The organism is Pseudomonas sp. GL_091, from assembly GCF_057837725.1.
On sequence record NZ_CM174451.1, the window covers coordinates 3,652,288 to 3,679,152 of the forward strand.

Consider the following 26,865-nt stretch of genomic DNA (forward strand, 5'->3'; position numbering starts at 1 on the left):
GTTCTCAGAACCGCCATCGCACCGGACAGTCATCCCTTAGCTGAAAGTGCGATGTGGGTCGATGACGAATTTTTTCGGCACTCCGGCGTCAAATTCACCGTACCCTGCCGGCGCCTGATCCAGACTGATCACCTGCACGCCTACAACCTCAGCGATATTGATACGGTCCCACATGATGGCCTGCATCAGCGCACGGTTGTACTTCATTACCGGAGTCTGGCCGGTGTGGAAACTATGGGACTTAGCCCAGCCGAGGCCAAAGCGTACGCTCAGAGCGCCGATCTTCGCAGCCGCATCAACCGCACCTGGATCTTCGGTGACGTAAAGCCCTGGAATACCAATTTTGCCAGCCACTCGAACCACGCCCATCAACGAGTTGAGCACAGTGGCCGGAGCCTCGTGCTTCACGCCGTCATGACCGTGACCGCGGGCTTCGAAGCCTACTGCGTCAACGGCGCAATCCACTTCTGGCTCACCGAGCAACGCAGCGATTTGCTCGTGCAGCGGTGTGTCCAGGGACAGGTCGGCGATTTCGAAACCCTGAGCCTTGGCGTGGGCCAGGCGCACGGTGTTGACGTCGCCGATGATAACCACCGCCGCCCCCAAAAGGCGCGCAGAAGCGGCGGCAGCCAGACCGACAGGGCCGGCACCCGCGATGTAAACCGTGCTGCCTGGACCAACGCCGGCCGTCACCGCGCCGTGGTAACCGGTTGGTAGAATATCGGAGAGGCAGGTCAGATCACGGATTTTTTCCATGGCGCGGTCGCGATCTGGCAACTTCAGCAGGTTGAAATCCGCGTACGGCACCATCGCGTATTCTGCTTGGCCACCGGTCCAGTCGCCCATGTCGACGTAACCATAAGCACCGCCTGGACGGGACGGGTTGACGCTCAAGCACACGCCCGTGTGCATTTCCTTGCAGGAGCGGCAGCGTCCGCAAGCGACGTTGAACGGCACGGACACCAGATCACCGATTTTCAGGTTCTCGACGTCACTGCCCTTCTCGATCACTTCACCGGTGATTTCATGACCGAGAACCAGACCGACCTGTGCGGTGGTTCGCCCACGGACCATGTGCTGATCAGATCCACAGATATTGGTCGAGACCACCTTGAGAATGACGCCGTGTTCGATCTTCTTGCCGCGTGGGTCCTGCATTTTGGGGTAGTCGATATTTCGCACCTCGACCTTGCCAGCGCCCAGGTAAACTACCCCTCTGTTATTCGCAGTCATGTTTTTACTCCGCGTCAAATTATGCTCACAGGTACCTGTGAGCTGTTTTTATCTCACTCGCCAATTAAGGCCTTTGTTACGTGCATTTGATTGCTCGTGCGGTGTGGTGCGGTGCGCTTGGCCATATAGCCACCACCGTCCAGATCGATTCGGTCGCTTCGAGAGCGGAAAGCGAGTTGGGAAAGTTGTCAGGATTGCGGCCCCGCGTACCGACTACGCAACATGCCAAGCGGAATGATCATGTCCGCTTCAGGTGTGCATCAATCCCCATAAAGCCAGGAGCGGTCCCGTGTCCGCTTTCACCGCATGTCTGATCGACGGCGGGTTGTAAACCACGCCGCCAAGCCCCGGCCTAAACCAACCGGCGCCCTCCTGATACCACTCCCCCTCCGAAAGCACGAGGTAAAACTCTCTGGGAGGATGATTGTGAAAGGGATAACTGACATCAGGTGCCATGACCATCAGTCCCAGCGTAAAAGAGTCACAATGAACAAGGCTTCCTTTGCCAATGAGCAATGCGTGCCGGTGCATATCCACGAAGTGATCGTCTTCATTCGAGGCCGCATGTCGCTTGATCCATACCGCACCAGGTAACAGCCGCTCGATGCATTCCAGCAGTGCGCCATCAACGAGCAAAGACTCTTTTGCCTTCGCCAGGCTTTCCTTCAACCAGCCGCGAATACAACTGTCATCTTCGATGCGCGTCTGGAAATCTGCACTGATTGATAATTGCGCGGACTGAACAGATTGCCGACTTGTGGAAATTTCGTGCGCCCAGTCTTGTCCGCGATAAGACCCAAGATTTTCGGCTACGCGGGCCATAAGCTGATTAGCATTATCCAAATGCAACGCGTCTTGCCGTCGGGATTCAACTAAAACCATGGGGACCTCCATTCTCAATGCCTTGAGTAAGCGGATAACCGCTTTGGTGATCAGAGATCAATAACAAGGTCAGATGTGGGTCTGCTGCAGCAAAGCAACCGAAATCCTTTGTCAATTTCCCGTTGTCGAATGCCTCCGTTCGCTTTCATATCTACAGAACCTTCCAGAACTGCGGTTTTGCAGGTACCACAAATACCTTGGCTGCAGGAGCTGGGGACGACCGCTCCGGCGCGCTTGGCCGCCGAGAGGATTGTGTCGTCACCGCTCATCTGAAAGGTTTTCCCTGATTTCGCCAGCGTGATGGTAAACGCATCTACTGACGCTGCCAGCGGAGGATCTATGGGCGCCACAACCGGACTCGATGGCTCACCCAGATCGAAGCTTTCCTGGTGGTAATGGTCCATATCGAACCCTGCCCCGGAGAGAAGCGCTTGCACCGCGTCCATGTAGCCTTTAGGTCCACAAGTGAAGACCTCGCGCTCCAGAAAGTCAGGAACAGATTGTCGCAAGATCTCCAGAGTGAGGCGCCCAACAGGGCCACTCCACTCGCGTTCGGTCTCGGTAGTTTCGCAGACAGCAAACACCTGAAGGTTGGGTTTGAGCGACTCGAGTAACTGCAGCTCTTTCCTGAAGACGATGTCAACCGGAGACCGCGCACTGTGGACGAAGGCAATGTCGACATCCGCCGCAAGATCATGACTTGCACGCGTCATCGACATCAAGGGTGTGACCCCCGACCCTGCCGAGAGATACAGCAGCTTGCGGGCGTCGCTGCAGGTCGAAGTAAAGGCCCCGGCAGGACCGTACGCCGTAAGTTGGCCACCCGAATGCAAGTTATCGTGCAACCAGTTCGATACTGATCCACCAGGTACCCGCTTCACCGTAATCGAAAAGGTGAACGGCCGAGCTGGAGAAGATGAAAGCGTGTAGCAGCGTGAAATTACTTGCCCGTTGATATTGGGCATGATCGTGATGAACTGCCCAGGTTCGAAAGCCAGTGCCTGGAAGTCGCCGCACTGGAATGTGAATGTCTTCACATCATGGGTTTCATCCCTTACATCACAAACCGTCAGGGTTTTCGGCTCACCACTGCTCCAACCGGTATCGAACGCAGACCACACTTCAACATCGTTGAAGCGCCGCTTTTTCGTCGGCCCAGGGACTGTCTGATAAGTACTCATCGAACCATCTCCCATTCAAGCGCTATGCGCAATGAGCCGTGCGGTGTACCAGCGAGTGAACTGGTGAACGTAGGCTTCGACGAGGTGTGAAAACGGGCCCGGCACGTACGCTGGATCCTGAGTACCACTGTAGGTAATTTTGACCAGACTGGCATCCTGCTGGTTGGTCGCGATCCACACTTCGGTCAAACGTTGCAGGTCGTAATCCTTGCCCTCGACTGCGTCTTTGTGAACCAACCACTTGGATCGCACCAGAGTCTTGCCTGGAGACAGCGGGATCAGCCACGAAATGACGGCATGGTCGCTCATTACGTGGGTCCACGAGTTATGCGTCCAGAAGTGCGTGTCGCCGAGGTCGGGACGGTTCAGCTCGCCGAATAGCTTCTTGCAGGCGACGCGGGTGTCCAAGGTCTGTGATTCGCCATGACCCGAGATCACCAGACGTTGCGAACGGAATTGAGTGACAGCGTCTTCATCCAGGTACTCGATGGCGTCGCAAACCAGCCCCTCGCTTTCCCAGCTCTCTTTGGCGATTACGCTTTTCGCCTGGTGAGCTTCCAACACACGAAGTGATTCCTCGGTCATGCCTTCAGTGCTGCCGGCAAAGTCTTCAGGCAGGAATGAAACATTGAGCTCTGGATGACCTGCCGCGCAGTGATAGCACTCACGGTTGTTTTCGATCACCAACTTCCAATTGCCCTCCTCGATGATCTCCGTTTCGTAGGCGATTTTCGTATTGCTCAAATCGTAGGGGGCAAAACGCGGCGCCATATTCTCGACCAGATAATCGATGTCGGCAGGCGGTTCATCGCTGAGGCAGGCCAGGATATGTGCACCCACGACACGGCAGGCTACCGGGATGAGACTGCGACATTCGGGGTCAAAGTCTTTACCCATGTCACGCGTGTGCTTGAGAGAACCATCGAGGTCGTAAGTCCATTGGTGATAAGGGCATACCAGCATACCAACGGTAGAAAGCCCAGCCTCCTTGAGGCGAGCGCCGCGATGACGGCAAACATTACGAAATGCCCTGACCTGCTCGTCATCATCTCTAACAAGAATAATCGATGACTTTCCAATGTCTACGGTGGATACATCACCTGGCTCAGGGATTTCGGTGGTAACACCAACAACTATCCAGTGCTTGTGAAAAAATATATCCAGGTCATTTTCGAATATGTCTTCGCGCCCAAATACCGCGCCATCCAGAGCGGTCCATGGGGCACGCTCCTTTACAACTTCAAGATGGCTTTTTTGTTTTAAGTTATTCATAGACACCTCACGAGCAGGCTTTATTGCCAACGATGCGTGACAGTATCTAAACACCTATAAACATTGGTCAATGCGGTTTATTTTCAACTTAACATGAGTCAAAGTTATAACTCATCGGTTCCCCTAGCGAGGCTCGATATCGTCGGCGCGCAGGCAATCCATTAACTGGTCAATAACCGGGGTCTTAGGCCGTCCAGCAGCGAGAAAAATGTAGTAAGCATCACTAGGTACAATGACATGACTGGATACACGAACGAGCCGACCGGACGCCAGGTGGTTTTCCAACAGCCGCCCCCAACCCAATGCAATACCGTGCCCCTGAACCGCAGCAAGAATTGCGTCGCCGTACATCGCACAACGCAGGGTGAATTCCAGCTTGGGCGGTGTATACCCCAGAGCCCGAAACCAGGTATTCCATGTCATCCAACCCTCCAGCGTTGCATCCGTGTCAATGAGCTGGTTGTGGGCAAGTTCTTCCAGTGAGGTCTGTGGACGATGCCGAGCCAGCCACGATGGAGAACACACCGGGAAAATCTCCTCATCGAACAGCAAAACTGCTGTGCCATCATCCCATTTGCCGTGACCGAAGCGGACCGATAGGTCGGCATCACGATCCGAGGGTGTCGTGAGTCGCAAACGGAGTTTCGGCAATTGCTCTCTCAGAAGATGTAAACGCGGCATGATTCGCAGATTTGAGAAATCAGCGGTGCTGGCCAGTGCGATAGCCTCTTCACCTTGCCCTTCCGCATACTTGTCGAACACGCCGGCAATACGCTGCATTGACTCGGACATCGCGTCGTAGAGAGCAATGCCTTCTGTTGTCAATTGATTGGAACGGTGCAGGCGATAGAAAAGCTGAGCGCCGAAAGAATCTTCAAGAAACTTTACGTGTTTGCTAACCGCCGCTTGGGTTACGCCCAGCTCCTGTGCCGCAATCGTGAAACTGCCGTTTCGAGCGACCGCCTCAAATGCCACAAGCGCGTTCATCGACGGGATAATCCGGCGATATCCCTTATGTTGTCGAGTTTTCAACGGCTGATTCATTTTGACTCCCACTGATACTCTACAAAACCGACGCCTGCAATCAGCCAGCGTCGGTAATGTGGGCATCTTAAAGGTGCCTCCCGAAAGGTAAAGCCCAGATCAGTTCGAGACTCGGCGTATATCGGATGCCGTGGGCTTGAGATCACCTTCCAACGATGCCGCCTCACTCAAACTGATGCCGACCGTCTCCGGTGCCAAGCGCCAGGAAACGATAAATCCGATGAAGGTAATGCACGCCGCTACAGTCATCACGTTTCCGATTCCGATAGATTGGATTGCCATGGGCACCAAGTAAGTGCCAATGATCGCACCCACTCGAGAAATGGAGGTCCCCAGCCCTACCACAGAGGTGCGAATTTCGGTTGGAAATATTTCGTTGGGGTACACCCACTGCAGTACCTGCGCACCACCGCTGAGGAAAGCATAAGCGCCAAATAGGAACAGAATTAGGCCTGCCGCCCCTGAGGCATAATAGCCCAAAAGCAGGAGCGCACAGCCTGACAGGAATAGGCTCCAAATCAGCAATTTACGACGGCCCATGACATTGACAAGAGCGGTAGCGCCAATACTACCCAGTACGAACAGCAAGGTAATACTGATCGAACCGTAAGCGTTCCAACTGCCACGCAAATTAAGGGCTTCAAGGACCTTGGGGGCAAACGCATAAACTGCGTAGACGGGAATGATCGTGCAGGTAGTGAAGGTGTAGACGAAAATCATGCGCTTGGCATAACCCAAACGTAACGCAGTAAGCAGCGACAGGCGTTCGCCCTGATGCCGATGTTCGGAAAGATTTTTGAGCGTGCAATCATTGCCGAATACGGAGCGTACAACTGACAGTGCTTCTTGATCGCGCCCTTTGCTAATCAGCCAGCGGGGCGATTCGGGCGTCCCCATGCGGATCAGCAGTAGTATGGCGCTGAAGACAGCGGTACTGGCCAGCACTCCTTTCCATCCATCAGGACCCAAACTCGACAAAATGAGTTGCCCCACTACATACGCGGCGGCGGCCCCCATGAACCAGTAGATGGTAAGCCCAGCCAGTCGTGGGCCACGTATTTTCTTGGGAAGAAACTCCACCAGAAACGCGGTCGCAACCGGATACTCGATGCCTACACCGAGACCAATGAGGAACCGTAACAGGAAGATCAGATAAGCAGAGTCCGCGAAAAAATGCAGTAATGAACAGACAGTAAAAATTGCCGGACCAATGAAGTAAGCCAGCTTTCGACCGTATTTGTCAGTCAGCGCCCCCCCTAGCAACCCTCCAAAAAAAATTCCAATGAGCGCTGCAACAGCGATCATTCCCTCCCAAAATTGCGTTAAACCAAGTGTTGGCACGAAGGAAGGCATGGCAATGCCGATGATGCTTAGCACATAGCCATCGACAAAAGCGCCACCGCTGGAACGAACAGTTAATAGCCGATGGAACCGATTGGGTTCGATATCATCAATCGAAAGTTGCTGCGGCATAAAAAACCCATAGTTATTGAATGAATGAGGGTCAACCCGGCGAGGCTGTCCCGCGGCATTTCACATTTGCGGGCAGGAATTTTTTCCGGCGAGTGAACCGGCCAAGTGCCCATCAACCACGCGCGCTGAATTCGCGTGATCACGAAATGATGGGTGTCAGATTATGAACGGGGGAGGTGGACACCAAACCTTACTATTCTCGTACGATGAGCCGAGACGAGGCCGCACGACCTCGTCTTGCCGGTAATCACACAGCTGAGCATGAACTCCGCAGGCCGCTATCGATGCTAAGACAAACCACGAACAGATTATCTACATCAAGCAGGGTTACGGCCAGACGCTATCACTTCCCGGACATGACGGCCCATTGATTGATCAGCTTGGTGTTGGCATCCCACCATTTCTGTACTGCTTGCTCCATGTTCATCCCACCATTAACTGACACGTTGATGGCCGTGATGTCATCGAGTGGTACAAACACGCTTGCGATAGCCTCCCGGGCGCGAGAATTGTCGTTGGAAAAGCCTTTCTTGGCGATCCAGTAATAGCTTTGCGGCGCAGGGAACACACCTTTTGGATCTTCCAAGTAACGGACCTTGAATTTCATGTCCATCCAAGACGGCTGCCACAACATAGTGACAATGGGTGCCTTGCGTTCAATGGCTGATTGCAATTGGGCGATCATTGCAGCGGTGCTGCCGTCGACCAGGGTGTATTGCAAGTTGTACTGTTTAATGGCATCAGCGGTTTGCTGCATGATGCCGGTACCCGATTCGATACCAATGATCTTTCCACCAACCTGATCTTTGATGGAGTTCAGCTCCTCAATCGACTTGATCGGCATGTAGTCGGGTACCACCAACCCCTGGTGCAAGCCGTGGGAAGCAACCGAGACCTTTTCGAGACGCTGGTAGTTTTTCTTCCAATAGTCGGCGGTAATGTTATTGATGTGCGAAACCATCAAGTCGACATCCCCCCTCGCGAGCGCAGCGAAGCCAATCCCCCAATCCGGAAAGGTCGTCATCTCGACAGTAAACCCTTGTTTCTCTAAAAATTTTTGGGTGATCTCAGAGATTGGCAAAACATCTTCCCAAGGAAGTGTACCAATCTTAATAGTTGTTTTTTCCGCCGAATGGCTAAAGGCGGCGAACAGACACATCAGTGAAACGGCCAGGACCTTCAACAACTTATGCATAGCTTGACCCTTCTTTAGTGCGTGAAATATAAGCGCAGATTCTTCTGCAGCTATTGGTTTCGATACGGCGTTGCTGTCCCTACCTGCTCCAGGTCGGGTCACGTCCCTGTGTAGTTGCCCGTCCTACAACTCGGGGCAGCTGGCAAGTCGAACCGATCTTGCCAGAATCACGGTTTGCGCATGGAATAGACTCAGATGCTGTCTGATTTCGCTCTCTGAGAAAGATTCAATCCACCCAAGGCGAGCTGGGCATGCGCGGTCATCGGCAAGGAATGTGAAAAGCCACAGCCCTCGGTCTCTGCACTTCTTGGTTCAGGCCAGAGTTGGCTGAATTCGAAATACAGGCGCCTGACAAATGTTTCGTGCAAGGCTGCGCAAAGCACACGTAAAGGAAGGATGAAGCTTGTCATTATCGTCATTGGGCACGCTCTTTTTATTATTTGAGTTAGGCCACACGTTGAACACTGATCAGATAGACGTAATTTGTGACGAAGATCCGATTGGTGTCGATTACATCACTTCTTAAAGTGGAGAATTAAGCATGTTTGACGCTGTACTTATATTCGCTGGAAGCGACGAAATTCCGATATTGTTTGGTACTTGCGGCTAGCGTTTCATCGCTCAGACTCTCCAGCCCACTCAGAAAGAAACCAGGTTGATAGAGCATCTCGACGCGCAAGGCCAACACCTCAAATGGACTAGTCAACTCATCAAGCGTGCGACCATAGCGGCCGCCTTTTTGATAATCCGAAGCCTTGGAGTAAGTGGAGACGGCAATGCACAAGGTCTTGCCCGCAACAGCCCTGCCGCCGCCATAGGCCCAGCCAGCGGCGAAAACATCGTCGATCCACTGCTTGAGCAATGGCGTGCAGTTGTACCATTGCATCGGAAATTGCAAGACGATGCGATCATGCGCCTCAATCAATCGCTGCTCGGCAACGATGTCGATCTTGCCACTGGGGTATCGCTCATACAGATCAATCACGGTCACACCCGTGAGGCTTTTGATGGCATTGCACCAGGTGGCGTTGATTCGTGAGTTGGACAAGTCCGGGTGCGCCACGACTACCAATGTGTTCGCCAAAACTGACCTCCTAATGCTCAACGGTCGCCGAGCTTTTCAACCTGGATAATGGCGATGGCCGCGTGAGGACCACCGCGTGCTAAAACTTACTTGATATACCAACCCCAAGGATCCCGACTTACATAGGAGGTGACCTGCTTGGTTTCGAGGTAATTATCCAGACCCCACTTGCCGAGCTCACGGCCGATGCCGGATTGCTTGTAACCTCCCCATGGCGCTTCGGTGAAGGTCGGCTGAGAGCAGTTGATCCAGACGATACCGGCACGCAGCGCCGCTGAAACCCGATCAGCGCGAGCGTCATCTATGGTCATTACCGCAGCAGCCAGGCCGTAACGGCTATCGTTGGCCAGACTCAACGCTTCACTTTCGGTGGAGAAGCGACGGACGCAGACCACTGGGCCGAAGATCTCTTCCTTCCAGGCATGGCTATCCAGCGGTACCTCGGTGAGGATGGTCGGTTGGAAGAAATAACCCCGGCGTAGTTCCTCAGGCCTATGGCCGCCAGCAACCAGTTGCGCCCCATCCTCCTGGGCACGCGCCACAGCGGCAATGACCTGTTCATGCTGCTGCTTGGACACCAACGGGCCGAGAAGGATGCCGTCCTCTAGGCCATCACCTATCGTGATCTTGTTGGCTTCTTCGATCAGGCGCGCCAGCAGCTTGTCGTAAACGCCATCCTGCACCAACACTCTCGAAGTAGCTGAGCAGACCTGACCCTGGTTCCAGAAAATGCCGAACATGATCCATTCGACGGCACCCTCAATATCGGCATCGTCAAATACAATCAGAGGTGACTTGCCCCCCAGTTCAAGGCTTATACGTTTGATGTCCTTCGCAGCCTCGGCCATGATGTGAGACCCGACGCGGCCTGACCCCGTGAACGCCAACTTATCCACCTGTGGATGGCTAACCAACGCCTGACCGGCTTCACCGCCGAGGCCAGTCACGATGTTCAGCACGCCTGCCGGCAGCTCCGCTTCCTGTACGATTGCAGCCAGTTCCAACGCGGTCAGTGAGGTGTTTTCGGCGGGTTTGAGCACGATGGTACAACCAGCTGCCAAAGCCGGAGCGACCTTCCAGGACGCCATCAGTAGCGGGTAATTCCACGGGATGATCCCACCTACTACGCCGACCGCCTCCCTGCGGACCTTCGTCCGGAAGCGGTCATCGGAAATAGCAAGATCTGCAACACTAGTGTCGTCGAGTTGCTCGGCAAGGCCTGCGTAATACTCAAAGCAACCAGCGGCGTCACCGATGTCCCAGCGCGCCTCAGGCAACGGCTTTCCGTTGTCCAGAACCTCAAGACGCGCCAGCGCTTCGGATCGCTCGCGGATAAGTTCAGCGATGCGTCGCAAATAGGCGCCACGCTGGGCGCCTGTAGTGTTCGGCCAGCCGTCCTTGTCAAATGCTCGACGAGCTGCACTGACGGCCAGGTCGACGTCTTCAGCAGTGCCTTTGGGGATGGCATGAATGACTTGCTCGGTGGCCGGGTTAATGACGTCCAGGCTGCCTTTATTGACCGGATCGGTCCATTGACCGTCGATGTACAATTGAGTACGCATGCTCTCTCCAACTCTTTCTTGTCTATGAACAACCGCTACAGTTTTTCGGGCCAGCATTGATCAGTGTTTGAGAAAACGTGTCGGAATTGTCCCGCGGCACACCCGGTCAATGATCAACGCCAGGATCACGATGGCGAGACTTGCGCGCACGCCCAAGCCAAACTCCATGCGGCTCAACCCTCGAGTCACCTCAGAACCGAGCCCGCCAGCCCCGACCAGTCCCGCCAGCACAACCATCCCCAAGGACAACAGAACGCATTGGTTGACTCCGACCAGCAGGGTCGGCAACGCCGAAGGCAGTTCGATCTTCCACAGGATTTCCCGTGGGCTTGCGCCGATCGCGGCACCAAGCTCAAGTCGATTCGCGGGGATCTGGCTCATCGCTAAAATGGTCAGGCGAATCATTGGCGGGATACCGAAGATGATGGTGGCCAGCAAGGCTGGTACCGCGCCCAGTCCGAACAGCACCACCGCTGGCACCAGGTAGACCCACGGCGGCATGGTCTGCATGACGTCCAGAATCGGTCGCGCGAAAATCTTCAGTCGCTCGCTGCGTGACAACAGCACACCCAAAACGACGCCGATCGATAGCGAAAACGCCACAGCGATAATGATCAGCGCAATCGTATGCACTGCTGGAGCCCACATCCCCAGCGCAAAGCAACAGGCAAGACCAATAAGCGTCATCAGCCCTACCCGCCACCCCGCGACCAGCACGCAGACTAAGGAAAGGCAGCCAATGACTACTTCCGGCGAGCCCAGGGAGAGCAGAGTGACAATGCCACCAATCAATACATCAAAGAACTGCGCAATGGCCATGAAATTGTCATGGAAATTGCTGTTCAGATAGCTGAGAAATGGCGCGACCTTGGAACCGGGAGAGATGCTGAAATCCATCACACTGCTCCTTTTTCGGTGGTGCATACGGCTTGGGAGATTCGGTCGAGAATGATCGTCAGCACCACGATAGCGATACCGGCATTGACAGCCAGATCGATCTTCAGGGTTCGCACAGCCTCATAAATGGTCTGCCCCAACCCGCCAGACCCCGCGATGCCGGCGATCACGACCATGCCAAAGCTCAACATCAGACTCTGGTTGATCCCCGCCAGGATCGAAGGAATAGCGAATGGCAGACGAATCTTCAAAACCTGCGACACGGGTGTCATACCCACGGCCGAGCCCAATTCACAATACTGCGCCGGCGTCATGAAAATGCCATGTGCGGTAAGACGTAAAGCGGGTGGAATCGCCACCAGGCAAGTCGCCCAGATTGCTGTCGCGGATCCGTATCCAAGTAAGGCGATACCCGGCAACAAGAAGATGTACGGCGGCATTGTTTGGATGAAATCCAGTACAAGCTCGGCACCGTGCTTCCACTTTGCCGACAACCCCACCAGCACACCAAGTGGAATAGCGATCAACAGTGCAAGCAAGGTTGAGCTGAACACCAACGTGAGCGTGGCGATGGTTTCAGTCCACAAGCCCATGGCTTGGCACAACCAAAGTCCAGCTGCGGCGGCAATGGCGAACAACACACCATTCACTCGCCAGCCGACCAGAGCCACGATCAGGACCACCACCCACCAGGGGGCGAACATCATCACCGTATTAGACGCACCATAGGCAGCTTCCATGCCCGTGCTTATCACTGCGAAAAACCCAGACGCCTCGTCGATCAGCCACGCCAGAGACGTATCGACGACGGCGTCGAATGCCTCGATGATTGTATTCATACTCTCCTCCTATAACCCGTTCCTGGCTTCATGACTCAAGCCAGATCTAGGCCGCGAACGGCCCTGAGCAATGTTTCACGGCACACCGTGCCGACGATCCGGCCATCCTGCTTGATGGCAACCACGTCTTCGCATTTATCCACGGCTACATCGATCAGGGTTTCGAGGTCGGCATCAATGTCGACACTGGCCAGAGCATCCAGCGAACGCCCACCAAACTGAGTGAGGTCCTGGCTGTCGATACGCTTGAGCATTGAGCGCGCCTTAAGAAGCTTCAGCCGAGAAATACCTTCCATGAAGTTGGCGACGTACTCGTCGGCCGGGTTGAGCACCACTTCTTCCGGGGTACCGATCTGGATCATCCGGCCCTCTTTCATGATTGCGATGCGATCACCGATACGAATGGCTTCGTCGATATCATGAGTAATGAAAATGGTGGTCTTGCGAAGCTCAGTGGAGAGCTTTTTGAATTCGATCTGCAGTTGCTTGCGGATTAACGGATCGAGCGCACTGAACGGCTCATCCATCAGCAAGACATCAGGATCGGCGACCAATGCCCGCGCGATGCCTACACGCTGTTGCATGCCTCCGGAAAGCTCTTGAGGGTATCGATTGGCCCAATTGCCCAGGCCAACCTTGTCCAGTGCCTCCTGACTTTTGCGCACGCCATCGGCCTTTTTGATGCCTTGTACTTCAAGTGGCAGCATCACGTTCTCCAGCACCGTGCGATAAGGCAACAGAGCAACGTTCTGAAAAACCATTCCCATTTTCCTGGAACGCAGGTCTCTCAGGTCGCCAGATGCCATCTTGCAGATGTCCTGGCCGTGAATCAGTACCTCGCCACACGTAGGAGCGATCAGTCGGTTGAAATGCCGAATCAATGTCGATTTTCCGCTACCGGACAAGCCGATAATGCAAAAAGTCTCTCCCTGCTGCACGGTAAAGGTCGCATCCGCCACCGCCACGACTGAACCGTGTTGCTTCAGTAACGCATCCTTGCCTTCGGTAAAGCGCTTCGCGGCGTCTATGGCCACGGGGCTCTGATTGCCGAATATTTTCCAAACGCCGCGACACTCCACGATTGGGGCTGCGACTGCTTGAGTAGGTTGAGTAATCATGTTCATAGGCCTATCCGGAAGCTGATTATTGTTTTTCGGCCGAGCGCCTTCAGTTGCGCCAACCGGGCATAGTCTATTGCCTGACATCTGCGCCCACTTTCCGGCGAGCTCCCCGTTTATCCTTCCACCAGGTATCAATCACCCGTTTCTTTGTTGAAAACGAGAGGGCCTGGGGTGTCGTCCCAGACCATCGCGTCGACTTAAGTTACTGACTTCTCATCGGCGCTCACGAGGCTGAATAACCGTAGAAAATCTGTACTGCAAACAATCCTTAGAAAACTCAAAAAAGCGAAATCTGAATGACTGCAAGGAGCCGATCTCTAGTTTTCCAGCCTTCGAATCAGCCTTGGAGCAGCGGCTGAAGAGCGGCTTTGAGAACCGTAGCTTCCTGCTCGGTAATGCGTCGTAGCGGCTTGCGCAAATTACCAGTGCCGAAGCCGCGCAGATGAGCTGCGTGCAGGACAGCCGGAATGTAATTTGTGGTCTGAACCAGCAGCAACGAAGGCAACATGCGGTTCCATAGAGCGAACGCGTCGTCGTAGCGCTTTTCCTGAACCAGGTTGTACAGATCCACTGATTCACGCGGCATATAGTTGGCAGCGCCCCAGATAGCACCCTTGGTACCCGCCAGGAAAGCGTACAAAGTGAGGGTGTCGGCGCCGTTCAATACCCCGCCGCCACTTTGAAGGTACTGTTGCTGAACGGTGAAATCGCCGCCGCTATCTTTAATATAGTTAAAGTTTTTCAACTGCTGCAGGCGGCTGAGGAGCTGCGGAGAAATCGAAATCTGAGTAGCGTATGGAATGTTGTAGCCGATAATGTCGATATTTACGGCTGCGTCGATCTCGCGATAAAACTCGAACAGACCATCCTCATCGGTTGGACCTTCCAGGTAGGGCGGCAGAACCATGAGCGCATCCGCGCCTATGCTCTCGGCGTGTTTGGATCGGCGCACGACTTCATCGATGTTCAATGCCGAAGTCTGGCAGATGACGTTGACACGACCGTTGATGCGCTGGATGCCCACTTCATACAGTTTGTTGCATTCGGCTTCGGTCAAGTAAGGGTGTTGACCCGTACCCGCACCGAGTACAAGACCATGTACACCCGCCTCGATATATTGGTCGATGAGATTCTCGAACGCGGTGTAATCGATTTCGCCGCGGTCGTTGAAAGTGGTTTGCATCGCAAGGTTGATGCCGGCCAGATTTGCCATTGCAAGTTCTCCTGTTTTTAGATTTCTTGTCCAGCTTCTTTGAATCGACGTCCGGTGACGAACTTCACACCCAACGACGTAATGATTTCCGGATAGGCTCGTGAGGGAGCCTTACGGCGCTTGAGGATTTCGATGGTGGTGGAGTTCAAGCCTGAGGCCAGTTCGGCCAGAGCTTTCCCGAATGCAGTGCCGCGGGACACTCCCGTTCCGTTGCAGATACCCGTACCGTAAACATTTTCCGCCAGCTCACCCCAGATCATTCCGCCATTTTGGGACAGGGTCAGCAGCCCCCCCCAACTGGACTCGAACCCCATGGAGGCGAGTTCTGGATAGCGCCTGTCGAACGAAATTTGTTGTTGCAGGCTCGCCTGATGCACATCATCGGTCGTGGTCTTGAACTTCTTGGCGTACGAATAAACGTTGCGGAAAATCAGCCGGTTATCGTTCGTCCGGCGCACCGTAGTGCCAAAGCTATTCGCGGGAATCAGCCCGAACGCACCGGCTCCGCAGCCCGCAAGTTCCTTCTCGGTCAGCTGGCGCGTCATACTGGCGAATGTGTAGACCGGGATCGCCGAGTTCTTATAAAAACCGAAGTTTGTCAGGTAGCCCGATGCGCAAATGATCACTTTCCGCGCTTTGATCACGGCATTGCGGGTTTCGAACACATGGTGCGGTTTGCCAAATTTGGCAGAGGTAATAACGGTGTTTTCGTGAATCTTGATATTTTTTGGAAGCGCGCGCGCCGCATTCATCAGGTATTTAGCCGGTTGAAGAAGCACAGTACCAGGGTGATGAAGCCCTTTGATGTAATGCTTGCTGCCCGTCAGCTCGCGCATTCCCTCGGCGTCGATCCAACTGTATTTCTGGTTCATAACGTCAAGGGCCTTGGAGAAGTGCACGAGGTCAGCCACGCCTTGCTCGGTTGCCGCACTGTGATATTTGCCCTGAGGGTCCCAGTCGCAATCCACTCCTGCTTCAACCGCACTCTTCATGTATGCGGTGCCTTCGAGGTTGACGTGAAGCTCTTCCCGGTTGCCTTGCAAATCCTCGACAAAGTCACGCTTGCGGGGGTTGTGCGCCAGGTCAATGGCAAAGCCCATGCACCGACCGGACGCGTTATTACCAATGCGACCTGCATCAACCAATAGTACTTGGGCATTGGGGTTAAGTTCAGCGTAGCGTCGAGCGGCATGCAACCCCATCCAGCCTGCTCCAATCACGAGGCAGTCACATGTCACATTCGCGGTGAGCGGATTGAGCGGCAGTTCCACTCCGCTGGCCAGGTACCAACCTGAATCGGTCGGTTCAACCTGAGGCGGTGTCACTTCGATGCGTTTATCAGATGAAGAAGCCACTTATGTATCTCCTGAAATAAGAAAACCGTCGTATCGGCATCTGTTTAATCTAACTATCGATTCGAGCAGGCGACTTTATTGAGACCCACTCTGCACAGAGCCTTTCTTTTTACACACTTACACATAAGCGCCTTACTTCAGGCTTAGAACTTCAGCGCCGTTCTTGTTTTTGTTTTAAGCTTCAGGCTGCGCCTGACAAATTTTGGATGCAGAAACTCACAACCCTGATAAAGGGCGTTTCAAACATTGATGGTTCTCTCGGGAGCTTATTGACACGACGAATGATCAATAGGTCGGCGGAGCAATCACCCAGAGAATCCTAACTTCCGTATCGCCGGTATTAACCCAGCGGTACGACTCACGAACAATTCGGAAACTATCACCCGCTTTCAGGCTGTACTTATCCTTGCCCAGCCAGATATCGAATTGCCCACTGATAACGTAGAGTTCTTCCTCTGTGTTACGGGGCGTAGCTGGCGGTCGAGTTGCACCTATCGCAAAGGTGCTGAGAAACATCTCGAACATCCCACCTATATCTGGCGACAGCAGTTCTTCAGTAATACCATCGAGAAATCCCCCGAGGCGTCGACGGCTATCGGCACGTACAACACGCCCCATCTCGGCAGTCGGCATGCTATCAGCGGTAAAAAACCAACCAAGGGTCACACCCAATACCGTTGCAAGTTTTTTGAGATCGGTAATGGAAATCTCGGTGTTTCCGCGCTCCAACTGACTAAGGAAGCTCGGCGATCGACCTGTTGCCAATGCAAGCTCGACAAGTGTCTTGCCCCGCGCTTTGCGGAGCTTGCGAATTTCATTGCCCCAGGCGATGCGGTTCCCAGGCATTTCCATCCCGAGCTCCATTCTCCCTATGTCAGCGACGTCATTCACTATCAGATCCTCACTCCAACCACGCAACAATCTTAACAATTTTTTCTGTTTAAAAATTTTCTATACCGATTATGCACTGTGAAAAAATTATTGCACTAAATTTTTTCTTAGCGCCTAACGTTGATCGATAGCGCCGTTCAATGGGCATGTAGGAGATAGGGTTTTGTTGCCGACGCAGGCTGATTGGGCCACGGAACCGCCTACGTGAGATGCCCATTATCAGTGACAAACATGGATCGGGAGATTGCCAAGCCCCTTTGGCGAACAATTTGGGGACCTGTCGGTAGCTGTTTTTAAACGTACTGCCTCGACACAGCTGAGCGCTGAGACGGATCTTGAAGAGCTGAGAGCAGGATGGAGAGGTTGATCAACGCGCTGGACAGCTGCAGCCTGACGTCATTACTGCCCTTCAACACCAGGATGTCGCAGCGATACTGTCAAATGCGTTGCCTCACGCAACCAGTTAGAAAGCTGGTGGCGCGATAACCCAAATGACAACGGCATCGACCTCACCGGGATTTTCCCAGCGATACGGTTCATCGGCAATGCGGAAACTATCTCCTGCACTCAGACTGAAAGGATGCTCGCCGATCCACAGATTGAGCTGCCCAGAAACTAGAAAGCCCTCTTCTTCAGTCCCGCGGGTAGTCTTGGCTTCGAAGGTGGCACCGGAACCAATCGTGCTGAGGAACATTTCGAAAGCACCTCCGATAGAGGGTGATAACGATTCTTCCGTCAACCCGCCGGCCATCGAGCCCAATCGTCGACGACCACCTGCACGAACCACTCTCCCGGCCTCTGCCGCCGGCTGCTCATTGACCATAAAGAACCAATCCAGTGGCACCCCCAGAGTAAGTGCAATGCGCTTCAGATCGGAAATTGGAATTTCAGCGCGACCACGTTCAAGCTGACTAATGAAGCTGATCGACCGGCCAGTAGCCAAGGAAATTTCGGCCAAGGTCTTTGAGCGAGCTTTGCGCAACTTGCGAATTTCTTCGCCCAACGCAACGCGATCCCTAGTGGAATCAATATCGCCACTACCAAACTCAGCATTATCAGTTGGCATTTACTTTCCCTCTGGCCTTCAAGCATATTTGTGCGAAAAATTTCGGCCATCATTATCCCTGAGCAAAAAAAAAACACTATTTTTTTGATCGAGCATGTGAAATATTTGGCAAACACATGATGAAACGTACGCTTTGCGCCGCTTGGTCACGGCGACCCATGTCGCAGGCGTCACCCACCAGGTCGACATCCGCTACACGGCGCAGCAGCTACAAGAAACACCGAAAAGCGCTTTTTACAAAGCGATGCGCAAGATCGAAAAAGCCAAAGCATAGATGCGGTCCAAGGTCGAGCATCCCTTGCGGGTGATCAAGCGCCAGTTTGGTTATACCAAGGTGCGGTTCCGGGGCTTGGTCAAGAACACCGCGCAGATGGAGATGCTGTTAGCGTTGTCGAACCTGTGGATGGCTCCTCGGCATTTGCTATCGAATATGGGAGAGGTGCGTCTGTAGCGCGTGAAATGGCTGCTGCGAGGTGTTCGCTGCGGCAAAAAAACATGTGAGCACTGAATAATCGTCGATGGCATATGGCAACCGGTTGAAGCCTACTTAAATACATTGAACTCAATGAATTGAAAGCCAAGAGGGAATTTGGCATGGCCTTATTGAGCGAATTGCTCGTGACATTTTCATTGGAAAGATTACCACTCCAAAATCCCCCTTCGTTAATGATGAGTGATCAGCACTGTTTCACCCGTAAGTGCTTAGTCGATACCTTGATCAGCGCCATGCAACAAGATTCCGATTCAGCTTCCTAGAATATATTGAGGGGGAGCGTCAAGTAAGCGTAATAACCTACCCATACGGGTCAATCCTGCTTGGGCCAAACTTCCATTTATAAAAACACCAACGGAAGATGTCATGAATATCAAACAGAAACTAACTTTGGCTTTTGCGACTATCGCCTGCCTCCCAGTTATCTTGGTGGCGGTACTCGTCGTGCTAAATCTACGGAGCGCGGCGCTGGCCAATTTCCTGGATAGCAGCGGCCGTGAAGTTCGCCAGATCGACAATGGAATAAGACAATTCTTCGATAGCATCAGCCAGAGCGTTGAATACTTCGCCAAAGACCCTCGGATTGTCACGGCCACGGGATTGAAAAATTACTCCGGTGTCGAAGCCGCACAAATCCCCTTCCCCGAAATCAATCAACAGCTGTTGGGGATCTTCGAGAGATTTGCCATAAGCCATCCGACCACCGCCTATCTTTCACTGGGTCTGAACGATGGAGGTTATGCTAGCTGGCCTGACGACCCTAAAATGGCGAAGTACGACCCTCGTGTTCGCCCCTGGTACAAGGCTGCCATGGCCGCGCCGGGCTCCACAGTACGGACAGAAGCCTATTACTGGGCGCAGGACGATGTGTCGTTGATTGGCACCGTGCGCACTGTTTCAGATACCAATGGCACTCCAGTAGGAGTCATCGGCCTGGACGTATCGCTCAAGCAACTAACCGAGCTGGTCAAGAACATCAAGCTGGGTGATAGCGGCTACTTGTTGCTGGTTGAAGCCAATGGAAACGTATTGGTGGACGCCAGCGATGCTAAGCACAACTTCAAGCCGCTGGTCGACCTCGGTCCCAATTACGCAGAACTGGCCAAGCATGGCGACGGCGCGGCGCAGATCGAGATCGATGGCGTGCCTTACATGGCCAATGTTGTCAGCTCCCAAGGCCTGGGTTGGCGTTTTATTGGCTTGATCAAACGCGACGAAGTTATGGCCGAGGCCTCGAGTCTCACTTGGCTGATCGTCGCCATCGCAGCTGCGCTTGCCGTCATCTTCGCCGTCGTCGGGGCAAGCTTCGCCAGTGTGATGGTGCGACCGATTCGCGGCGTAGCGGATGGTTTGCAAGAGATTGCAGAAGGTGAAGGCGACCTCACTCGCCAACTCAAAGTGCAGGGTAAGGATGAAACCGCTAGTTTAGCGGGCTGGTTCAACCAATTTCTCGCTGTGATTGCCCAGTTGGTACAACGCATCGGCAGCGCCTCGTCTGACCTGCAAGCTGCGGCCGCTGACACCAGCGAGGTTGCCAAAAATATGAACCAGGCTGCCGGGCGTCAACGCGAAGCCGTTGAGTTGGTGAGCACCGCATTCAATGAGATGGTTGCCACGGCCAACGAAGTCGCACGCTCCTGCAGTGAGGCCGCGTACAGTGCAGATGCGGGTTACCGCGATGTGCATAACGGGCAACTACACATAGGCGAAGCCACGGGGAGCGTGCTCAAACTGAGCGCAGACCTGGAACAGTCAACACAGACAATGCTGGCGTTGGAACAAGACAGCCAAAACATCAACACCATCCTGGATACCATTCGTTCGATCGCCGAGCAGACTAACTTGCTTGCACTGAACGCCGCCATCGAAGCCGCTCGTGCCGGCGACCAGGGCCGAGGTTTTGCGGTGGTGGCTGACGAAGTTCGCGCCCTGGCACGACGCACCGCAGACTCTACGGGCGAAATCGACAACCTGCTGGGTAACCTTGCGCGCCGCACTCAGGAGGTGACCCAACAGATGCGGGGCAGTTTGCAGATTTCACATACTAGCGTTGAGAGAATTCAGCAGGCGCGCGACAGTTTCGACAAGATCCGCACTTCGGTGGATTCGATTCGCGATCAGAACGCTCAAATCGCCACGGCAGCGGAGGAACAGCATCAGGTTGCCGAAGATATAAACCGCCACATTACACAGATCCACGCCGATGCTCAGTTGGTAGTGAAGTTCGCGCACACTGCTCAGATGGGGTCCGGTCACCTGACGGATATTTCCGCTCAGCTCAAGGAACTGGTCGGACGCTTTAAATACTAGCGTCGCAAGGTCGATCAGCCAGGGATGGCTCAATATTAATCATTGATAAAGGTACCAACCGTGCGAGTTGGAGCGCACTCTTGCCACTCGCGCCCACCGATATTCAAGTTGGTCTGCGAAGCGAGGGGGGTAACAAGATGGAGCAAGGGTCAGACTCAATAGACTCCGACCGGATACCTGGGCCAACGGTGAAAACGCCCTCCTCGCCGCCTTGATCGGAAAGATATCTGAGACAGGAATACAGACGTATCACTTTAACGATAGCGTCAGATCTCCGCGAGCGGGATGAATGACCGGAAAGACTGGCCCGCGGGACTTAAACCGAGGGCCTATCGGCCTCCGAAGCGCTAAGATTCGCGCTGTTGTGTTGAATTTCATTCTCACGCTGACTAACAAGGTTTGATCCAGTCCTTCGAATGGGCAGCGATCGTAGCCACTGAGAATCGTGGATTGAGTTCGGTCTCGATTACCCAATCGGTGCGCCCACAACGGGCAAACGACAAAGTGTTGATCGGCCGTATTCGTGAAATTTTTGAGCAAATTGGCCACGAAGTATTTGCCAGACGATCCCTGTTGGTCAGGGACGACATTGCGCCATGCGATATCCAGTGCTCGACCCTGATCATTGTCGGTGCACAGGACAAACTGAGACTGCCTGAAGAGGCACATGAGCTGCGTGACGCAATCCCAGGAGCCGAATCAGGCCTCATGATTCTTGGAGCAGCCTGAAAAGCTCGCCCGGTTGATGTCGCATTGGTTGGATACGGTGGGCTGGTCAGTCGCCCATTGATCCCAGGAGCCACTGTCGAAATATCTCGGCAGTGGCAGAACGCTTGCGATGCTTGAGGGATACCAGGAATTCGCCATTACCCGTCACGCACTCGAAAGTCGTAACCCGCTGCAATTCTCCCCGGGCCAGCGCCTCATCAGCCATGAACGTCCAGGCCAGGCCGATGCCCATGCCTTGCTGAACAGCCCGATACGCCAACGTCAGCTGGTTGAAGACCGGGGCTTGGTCCGGCGGTATGTAGTCGATGCCAAAGTGGCCGAACCATTGATGCCAGTCCAGGCATTGCCAGGCGCACGTGTCGATCTGCACCAGGTTGGCCTGCGCCAGTTGTTCCAGGGTCTTGATCCGCGAAACCTCCAGTGAAGGATGGGCCACGGCATAGACGATTTCCGGCAGCAGGAAATCGCTGTCCAGCGAGGGCCATTCGCCAGAACCATACAGAATGCCCACGTCGAAATCATTGAGGCTGGCCTCATCGAACTCGTTGATCGCGCGAACGTGCACGGCGATATCCGGGTATGTCTTGTTGAATTCGATCAGCTTCGGGAACAGCCAGTACTGAGCGAGGGCGTGAGTCGCCAGCACCGAGACGGCGTTGGACTGATGGACATTGCGAATTCGCGTGACGCTTTGGTATATCGTGGTGAGGAGCACGTTGACCGTCATCAGCAGCTCATCGCCTGCGCCGGTCAACTTGACACCCCTCGGTTTGCGCTCGAAGAGCGGGACGCCCATGTAGTCCTCCAGTTGGCGCATCTGTTTGCTCACGGCGCTCTGGGTAAGAAACAGCTCGCCTGCAGCACCCGTGAAACTGGCGTGCCGCCCCACCGCCTCAAATGTGATCAGGGTTTCCAATGGGGGCAAGGTGCGCAGGTAACGGTTAATGAGGATTCTCCTGAGCAGGTGACTGCCACACTACATTCGAATGGGAATGGGTGGCCGACTTTTTTATCGCATTTTGCGGGAATGGTCGACGCTGTCGGGCATCATGACGATCGCGTTTGGCATCGCTGTCTTGATACTGTTCCCGAACCTGGTACCCGCTCAGATTGAAAACAGCCGCTGGATAGCTTTGCTGTGGGTTTGCCTGTTCCTGGCACTCGGTGGTTCGTGGGTTGTCAATGGACTGCGGAATTACTGTTCGCGTCGAATGGTCCGTTGAGTGGTCAGATGACCGTGCTCGAAACGCTGTTTGCCTGTGCATACGACTGGGTCTGGCACAAGCCGCTACCGAATCCAGACCTGGAGGCAACGACAAGCAAACCCATCATTAACGGCATCTCATGTACGCATTGAATTTGCTAACTCTGCCCTCTCAACACCAAAATATCCCGCTTGGGGGGTACGCCGAAAAGACGGCTGTATTCACGGCTGAACTGAGACGGGCTTTCATATCCCACCTTGAAAGCTGCACTGGAAACGTCTTTGTGTTCATTGAGCATCAACCGTCTTGCTTCATTCAGTCGCAGCCATTTTTGGTACTGCAAGGGGCTCATTGCGGTGAGTTGGCGGAAGTGGTGGTGAAAGGTCGGCGTGCTCATCTGCACACGGGCCGCAAGGTCATCGACGCGAAGCGCCGAGGTGTAATTCAACTTCAGCCAATCGATGGCTTTCGCAATCCGATAACCTTGGCCATCGACAGACGTAATTTGTCGCAGCCGGCTCGCCTGATCACTCTGCAAGAGACGGTAGTGAATCTCGCGCTGGATCAAGGGTGCAAGAACCGCGATGGACTCCGGCTCATCGAGCAGTGCCAATAAACGCTCGAATGACGCCAGCATCGCAGGGGTCACTAAACCAATCCCCACCCCCTTCGCAACTGATCGATCACGGGTTGGCGGCAGGTCACTTTGCGCTATCAATTCAGCCAGCATGCGCAGATCGAGTTTCAACGTTAGCCCCAGGCATGGTTGTTCCGGGCTTGCCGCTAGCACTTCTGAATTGGCAGGCAAGTCCAATGAAGTGATCAGAAATCGCGACGTGTCATAAGGGTAGCCCTCGCCACCTACCCAGAGCTGTTTCTCACCTCGGGCAACGAGGATGATGCTTGGCTCAACCATGCAGACAATGGGCGGTGCTGGATGTTCGCGCCTGAAGAAGCCGAGGCCTGTAATCGACGTTGCATAATCACCTGGTTTCAAGATCTGCCCGCCGATGATCTGCGCAAGCTTTTCTTGTGGCAATGTCTGTTGAGAGTCGGTGCTGGTTTTGTTCGTCATATGCGGTCTTGTACCTCTTCACCGAACTCTAACTCGTCAGCTCCCGACCGTCCTGCAAAAAAACAGAGACTCATAGAATCAGGCAAGCAATCCAGAGGAATGCACTACAGAGAGCCTAGGCAGACCGGGAAAATGTCCATCCGACAAATCCTTTGAGGTCTCTCCCATGCTTGTACAAGCCTATGGCGCTCACGCTGGCGATAAACCCCTTGAGCCGATGCAGATCAATCGTCGCGAGCCGGCAGCCCATGATGTTCTGATCGATATCGCCTTCTGTGGCATCTGCCATTCAGATTTGCATCAAGTGCGCGCCGAATGGGCAGGCACGCAATTTCCTTGTGTACCTGGGCACGAAATTGTCGGTCGTGTATCGGCGGTGGGCGCACATGTAGCGGATTTCAAAGTCGGCGATCTGGTCGGTGTCGGCTGCGTCGTCGACAGCTGCAAACACTGCGACGACTGTGACACAGGTCTGGAAAACTACTGCGACGAGATGGTCGGCACCTACAACTTCCCGACACCGGATGCCCCTGGCTGGACGTTGGGCGGCTACTCGCAAAACATCGTCGTGCATGAGCGCTACGTGTTACGCATCCGCCATCCCGAGGCGCAACTAGCTGCCGTCGCCCCGCTGCTGTGCGCGGGCATAACTACCTACTCGCCTCTGCGTCACTGGAACGCCGGCCCTGGCAAGAAAATAGGTGTGGTCGGCATCGGTGGTCTGGGTCACATGGGTATCAAGTTGGCTCACGCGATGGGCGCCCACGTCGTGGCTTTCACCACCTCTGAATCCAAGCGCGAGGCGGCAAAGGCGTTAGGCGCCGATGAGGTCGTCGTATCGCGCAACGCTGAAGAAATGGCTGCACATACCAAGAGTTTCGACTTCATTCTCAACACCGTCGCAGCCCCCCACGATCTTGATGCTTTTCTTGTGCTGCTCAAGCGTGATGGTGCGCTGACGCTGGTCGGGGCACCGGCCTCGCCGCATCCGTCACCCAACGTCTTCAACCTGATCATGAAACGCCGAACGATTGCCGGCTCGATGATCGGTGGCATCCCGGAAACACAGGAGATGCTGGATTTCTGTGCCAAGCACAGCATCGTCGCCGACATCGAACTGGTTCGAGCAGATCAGATAAATGAATCCTACGAGCGAATGCTCAAGGGTGACGTCAAGTATCGCTTCGTGATCGACAACGCCACCTTGGTGGGTTGAGCGTCCGGGATTCAGCCTCATTCCATTCGCCAAGTTGGCCACGTTCTTCAAAAGCAACCTGAAGTAGCCCGTTCGGTGCCCTGGCCGGGCATCGTTTCTCTCGTAGCCTCGTCCTCGGGGCTACGACGCTTCGCGCAATACAGGATTCAAACAATGACTGAACACATCATCCCAGCGCCCTATAAATCATGGGGTGCCGTATTCGCCATGTCGCTCGCAGCCTTCGTGCTGGTGGCATCGGAGTTCATGCCCGTCAGCCTGCTGACACCCATCGCCGCCGATCTGCATATCACCGAAGGACAAGCCGGTCAGGGCATTTCCGTTTCGGGGCTGTTTGCCTTATTCACCAGCCTTCTTATCCCGCTGGTGGCGGCGCGGGTTGAACGTAAACCGCTACTTCTTTCACTGACGCTGTTGATGATCCTTTCCGGAACAGTGGTCGCGTTCGCACCGAACTACGGGGTATTCATGATCGGGCGCGCACTGATTGGTGTTGCGATTGGTGGCTTCTGGTCACTGTCGGCGGCAACCGCCATGCGCCTTGTGCCGGATGACCAGGTCACACGCGCCATGGCAATCGTCAACGGCGGCAACGCTTTGGCGACTGTGATTGCAGCACCACTGGGCAGTTTCCTCGGCGCCTTGATTGGCTGGCGCGGTGCATTCTTGTGCGTCATCCCAGTCGCGATAGTCGCTTGTATATGGCTGTCCGTAAGCCTTCCACCGATGAAATCGCAGAGCGGTTCAGGCACTGGAAACGTCTTCAGGTTGATGAAAAGCGTACCGGTCGCGTTAGGCATGGTGGCGGTCAGTGTGTTTTTCATGGGCCAGTTCATGCTGTTTACATATCTGCGCCCGTTTCTTGAAACGGTCACGCACGTCAGTGTTTCCATGCTGTCGTTGATGTTGCTCGTCGTGGGCCTCGCGGGCCTCGCAGGAACCTTCCTGATTGAAACATTTTTGAAAAATGGCCTGTATCGAACCCTCATCGTCATCCCGATCATTATGGCGATGATTGCACTGGCGCTTGTTTCATTCGGTAGCTCTGCTGCCACCACGACCGTCCTGCTTGGCGCATGGGGACTGGTTGCGACTGCAGCGCCCGTGGGATGGTGGACATGGCTAGCGAGAACGTTGCCAGACTCTGCTGAAGCGGGAGGCGGTTTAATGGTGGCGATTATCCAACTCGCTATTGCGTCTGGCGCAACCGTTGGCGGGCTGGTCTTCGACTTGAGTGGCTATCGAGCGACCTTCGAATTGAGCGCCACGTTGCTAGGCGTGGCGGCCGTTCTTGCCTTCCTGGCTGCACGTGCAGCATCGCGGGAGCCTGTTGCATCGGTAAGCATTGCTTGAAATCACCGCAAAAAGACACGCCAAGGCATGTCTTGCGGTTTCGGTGGACGATACGCTCGCAGGACGTGACCGTCACCGTGCGCTGTCGATGTTTTGTCCACCGTCCGGAGTAAGGCTGTAACCCGTCAGGAGCTGCGCATCCGCAGCGCGCTACGGAACAAACTTCCAGACGCCGT

The 26,865-nt window shown here is 54.4% G+C and carries 22 protein-coding genes and 1 pseudogene; 5 read left to right on the forward strand and 18 right to left on the reverse strand.

Annotated features, from left to right (window positions below):
• Positions 1-36: 36 nt before the first annotated feature.
• The 16 genes from fdhA to AC3ITY_RS16720 all read right to left on the reverse strand — a co-directional run bounded on the left by fdhA (position 37) and on the right by AC3ITY_RS16720 (position 18,308).
• On the reverse strand, positions 37-1,233 hold the full coding sequence (gene fdhA / locus AC3ITY_RS16645; protein WP_489303708.1) for a formaldehyde dehydrogenase, glutathione-independent: 1,197 nt from the start codon (positions 1,231-1,233) through the stop codon (positions 37-39).
• Between the two features lie 249 nt (positions 1,234-1,482).
• Positions 1,483-2,115: a dimethylsulfonioproprionate lyase family protein gene (locus AC3ITY_RS16650; protein WP_489303710.1), complete on the reverse strand. Its 633-nt coding sequence runs from the start codon at positions 2,113-2,115 to the stop codon at positions 1,483-1,485.
• A gap of 50 nt (positions 2,116-2,165) precedes the next feature.
• Positions 2,166-3,296 (reverse strand): FAD-binding oxidoreductase, encoded by a 1,131-nt coding sequence (locus AC3ITY_RS16655; protein WP_489303712.1) that lies wholly within the window; start codon positions 3,294-3,296, stop codon positions 2,166-2,168.
• Between the two features lie 15 nt (positions 3,297-3,311).
• Positions 3,312-4,568, reverse strand: a complete 1,257-nt coding sequence (locus AC3ITY_RS16660; RefSeq protein ID WP_489303714.1) for an aromatic ring-hydroxylating oxygenase subunit alpha — start codon at positions 4,566-4,568, stop codon at positions 3,312-3,314.
• A gap of 123 nt (positions 4,569-4,691) precedes the next feature.
• Positions 4,692-5,612 (reverse strand): LysR substrate-binding domain-containing protein, encoded by a 921-nt coding sequence (locus tag AC3ITY_RS16665; RefSeq protein WP_489303716.1) that lies wholly within the window; start codon positions 5,610-5,612, stop codon positions 4,692-4,694.
• A gap of 99 nt (positions 5,613-5,711) precedes the next feature.
• Complete coding sequence (locus AC3ITY_RS16670) at positions 5,712-7,085, reverse strand: MFS transporter (RefSeq protein WP_489303718.1); 1,374 nt, start codon at positions 7,083-7,085, stop codon at positions 5,712-5,714.
• Positions 7,086-7,428: 343 nt separating this feature from the next.
• Entirely contained in the window at positions 7,429-8,280 is an 852-nt protein-coding gene (locus AC3ITY_RS16675; protein ID WP_489303720.1) for a glycine betaine ABC transporter substrate-binding protein, read from the reverse strand.
• A gap of 535 nt (positions 8,281-8,815) precedes the next feature.
• Positions 8,816-9,364 carry an NAD(P)H-dependent oxidoreductase gene (locus tag AC3ITY_RS16680; protein ID WP_489303722.1) on the reverse strand — a complete coding sequence of 183 codons (549 nt, stop codon included), beginning with the start codon at positions 9,362-9,364 and terminating at the stop codon, positions 8,816-8,818.
• An 86-nt stretch (positions 9,365-9,450) separates the two neighbouring features.
• Positions 9,451-10,926 (reverse strand): aldehyde dehydrogenase family protein, encoded by a 1,476-nt coding sequence (locus tag AC3ITY_RS16685; protein ID WP_489303724.1) that lies wholly within the window; start codon positions 10,924-10,926, stop codon positions 9,451-9,453.
• Between the two features lie 60 nt (positions 10,927-10,986).
• Positions 10,987-11,823, reverse strand: coding sequence for an ABC transporter permease (locus AC3ITY_RS16690; protein WP_489303726.1), 837 nt, complete (start codon positions 11,821-11,823; stop codon positions 10,987-10,989).
• Entirely contained in the window at positions 11,823-12,662 is an 840-nt protein-coding gene (locus AC3ITY_RS16695; protein ID WP_489303728.1) for an ABC transporter permease, read from the reverse strand. The genes AC3ITY_RS16690 and AC3ITY_RS16695 overlap by 1 nt, the downstream gene beginning before the upstream one ends.
• Before the next feature lie 35 nt (positions 12,663-12,697).
• The gene (locus tag AC3ITY_RS16700; protein ID WP_489303730.1) at positions 12,698-13,786 is read right to left on the reverse strand and encodes a quaternary amine ABC transporter ATP-binding protein; all 1,089 of its coding nucleotides are present in this window, start codon (positions 13,784-13,786) and stop codon (positions 12,698-12,700) included.
• A gap of 334 nt (positions 13,787-14,120) precedes the next feature.
• On the reverse strand, positions 14,121-14,996 hold the full coding sequence (locus AC3ITY_RS16705; protein ID WP_489303732.1) for a dihydrodipicolinate synthase family protein: 876 nt from the start codon (positions 14,994-14,996) through the stop codon (positions 14,121-14,123).
• Between the two features lie 17 nt (positions 14,997-15,013).
• A complete protein-coding gene (locus AC3ITY_RS16710; protein WP_489303734.1) occupies positions 15,014-16,351 on the reverse strand; it encodes an NAD(P)/FAD-dependent oxidoreductase in 1,338 nt (445 codons plus the stop codon).
• A 285-nt stretch (positions 16,352-16,636) separates the two neighbouring features.
• Positions 16,637-17,242: a helix-turn-helix domain-containing protein gene (locus AC3ITY_RS16715; protein ID WP_489303736.1), complete on the reverse strand. Its 606-nt coding sequence runs from the start codon at positions 17,240-17,242 to the stop codon at positions 16,637-16,639.
• Between the two features lie 463 nt (positions 17,243-17,705).
• On the reverse strand, positions 17,706-18,308 hold the full coding sequence (locus AC3ITY_RS16720; RefSeq protein ID WP_489303738.1) for a helix-turn-helix domain-containing protein: 603 nt from the start codon (positions 18,306-18,308) through the stop codon (positions 17,706-17,708).
• 191 nt (positions 18,309-18,499) lie between these two features.
• On the opposite strand from AC3ITY_RS16720, the pseudogene AC3ITY_RS16725 reads away from it, so the two are divergent.
• From AC3ITY_RS16725 to AC3ITY_RS16735, 3 genes and pseudogenes are all read left to right on the forward strand, one after another.
• Positions 18,500-18,759, forward strand: a pseudogene (locus AC3ITY_RS16725) (transposase); the annotation flags it as partial.
• A gap of 408 nt (positions 18,760-19,167) precedes the next feature.
• Positions 19,168-21,111, forward strand: coding sequence for a methyl-accepting chemotaxis protein (locus AC3ITY_RS16730; protein ID WP_489303740.1), 1,944 nt, complete (start codon positions 19,168-19,170; stop codon positions 21,109-21,111).
• 399 nt (positions 21,112-21,510) lie between these two features.
• Entirely contained in the window at positions 21,511-21,840 is a 330-nt protein-coding gene (locus AC3ITY_RS16735) for an alpha/beta fold hydrolase (protein ID WP_489303742.1), read from the forward strand.
• Positions 21,841-21,886: 46 nt separating this feature from the next.
• Here the strand turns inward: AC3ITY_RS16735 and AC3ITY_RS16740 are convergent, their stop codons facing one another.
• On the reverse strand, positions 21,887-22,786 hold the full coding sequence (locus AC3ITY_RS16740; protein ID WP_489310899.1) for a LysR substrate-binding domain-containing protein: 900 nt from the start codon (positions 22,784-22,786) through the stop codon (positions 21,887-21,889).
• Between the two features lie 416 nt (positions 22,787-23,202).
• A complete protein-coding gene (locus AC3ITY_RS16745; protein WP_489303744.1) occupies positions 23,203-24,120 on the reverse strand; it encodes an AraC family transcriptional regulator in 918 nt (305 codons plus the stop codon).
• Positions 24,121-24,286: 166 nt separating this feature from the next.
• On the opposite strand from AC3ITY_RS16745, the gene AC3ITY_RS16750 reads away from it, so the two are divergent.
• A complete protein-coding gene (locus AC3ITY_RS16750; RefSeq protein ID WP_489303746.1) occupies positions 24,287-25,336 on the forward strand; it encodes an NAD(P)-dependent alcohol dehydrogenase in 1,050 nt (349 codons plus the stop codon).
• A 153-nt stretch (positions 25,337-25,489) separates the two neighbouring features.
• Positions 25,490-26,689, forward strand: a complete 1,200-nt coding sequence (locus tag AC3ITY_RS16755) for an MFS transporter (RefSeq protein ID WP_489303747.1) — start codon at positions 25,490-25,492, stop codon at positions 26,687-26,689.
• The last annotated feature ends 176 nt before the right edge of the window (positions 26,690-26,865 follow it).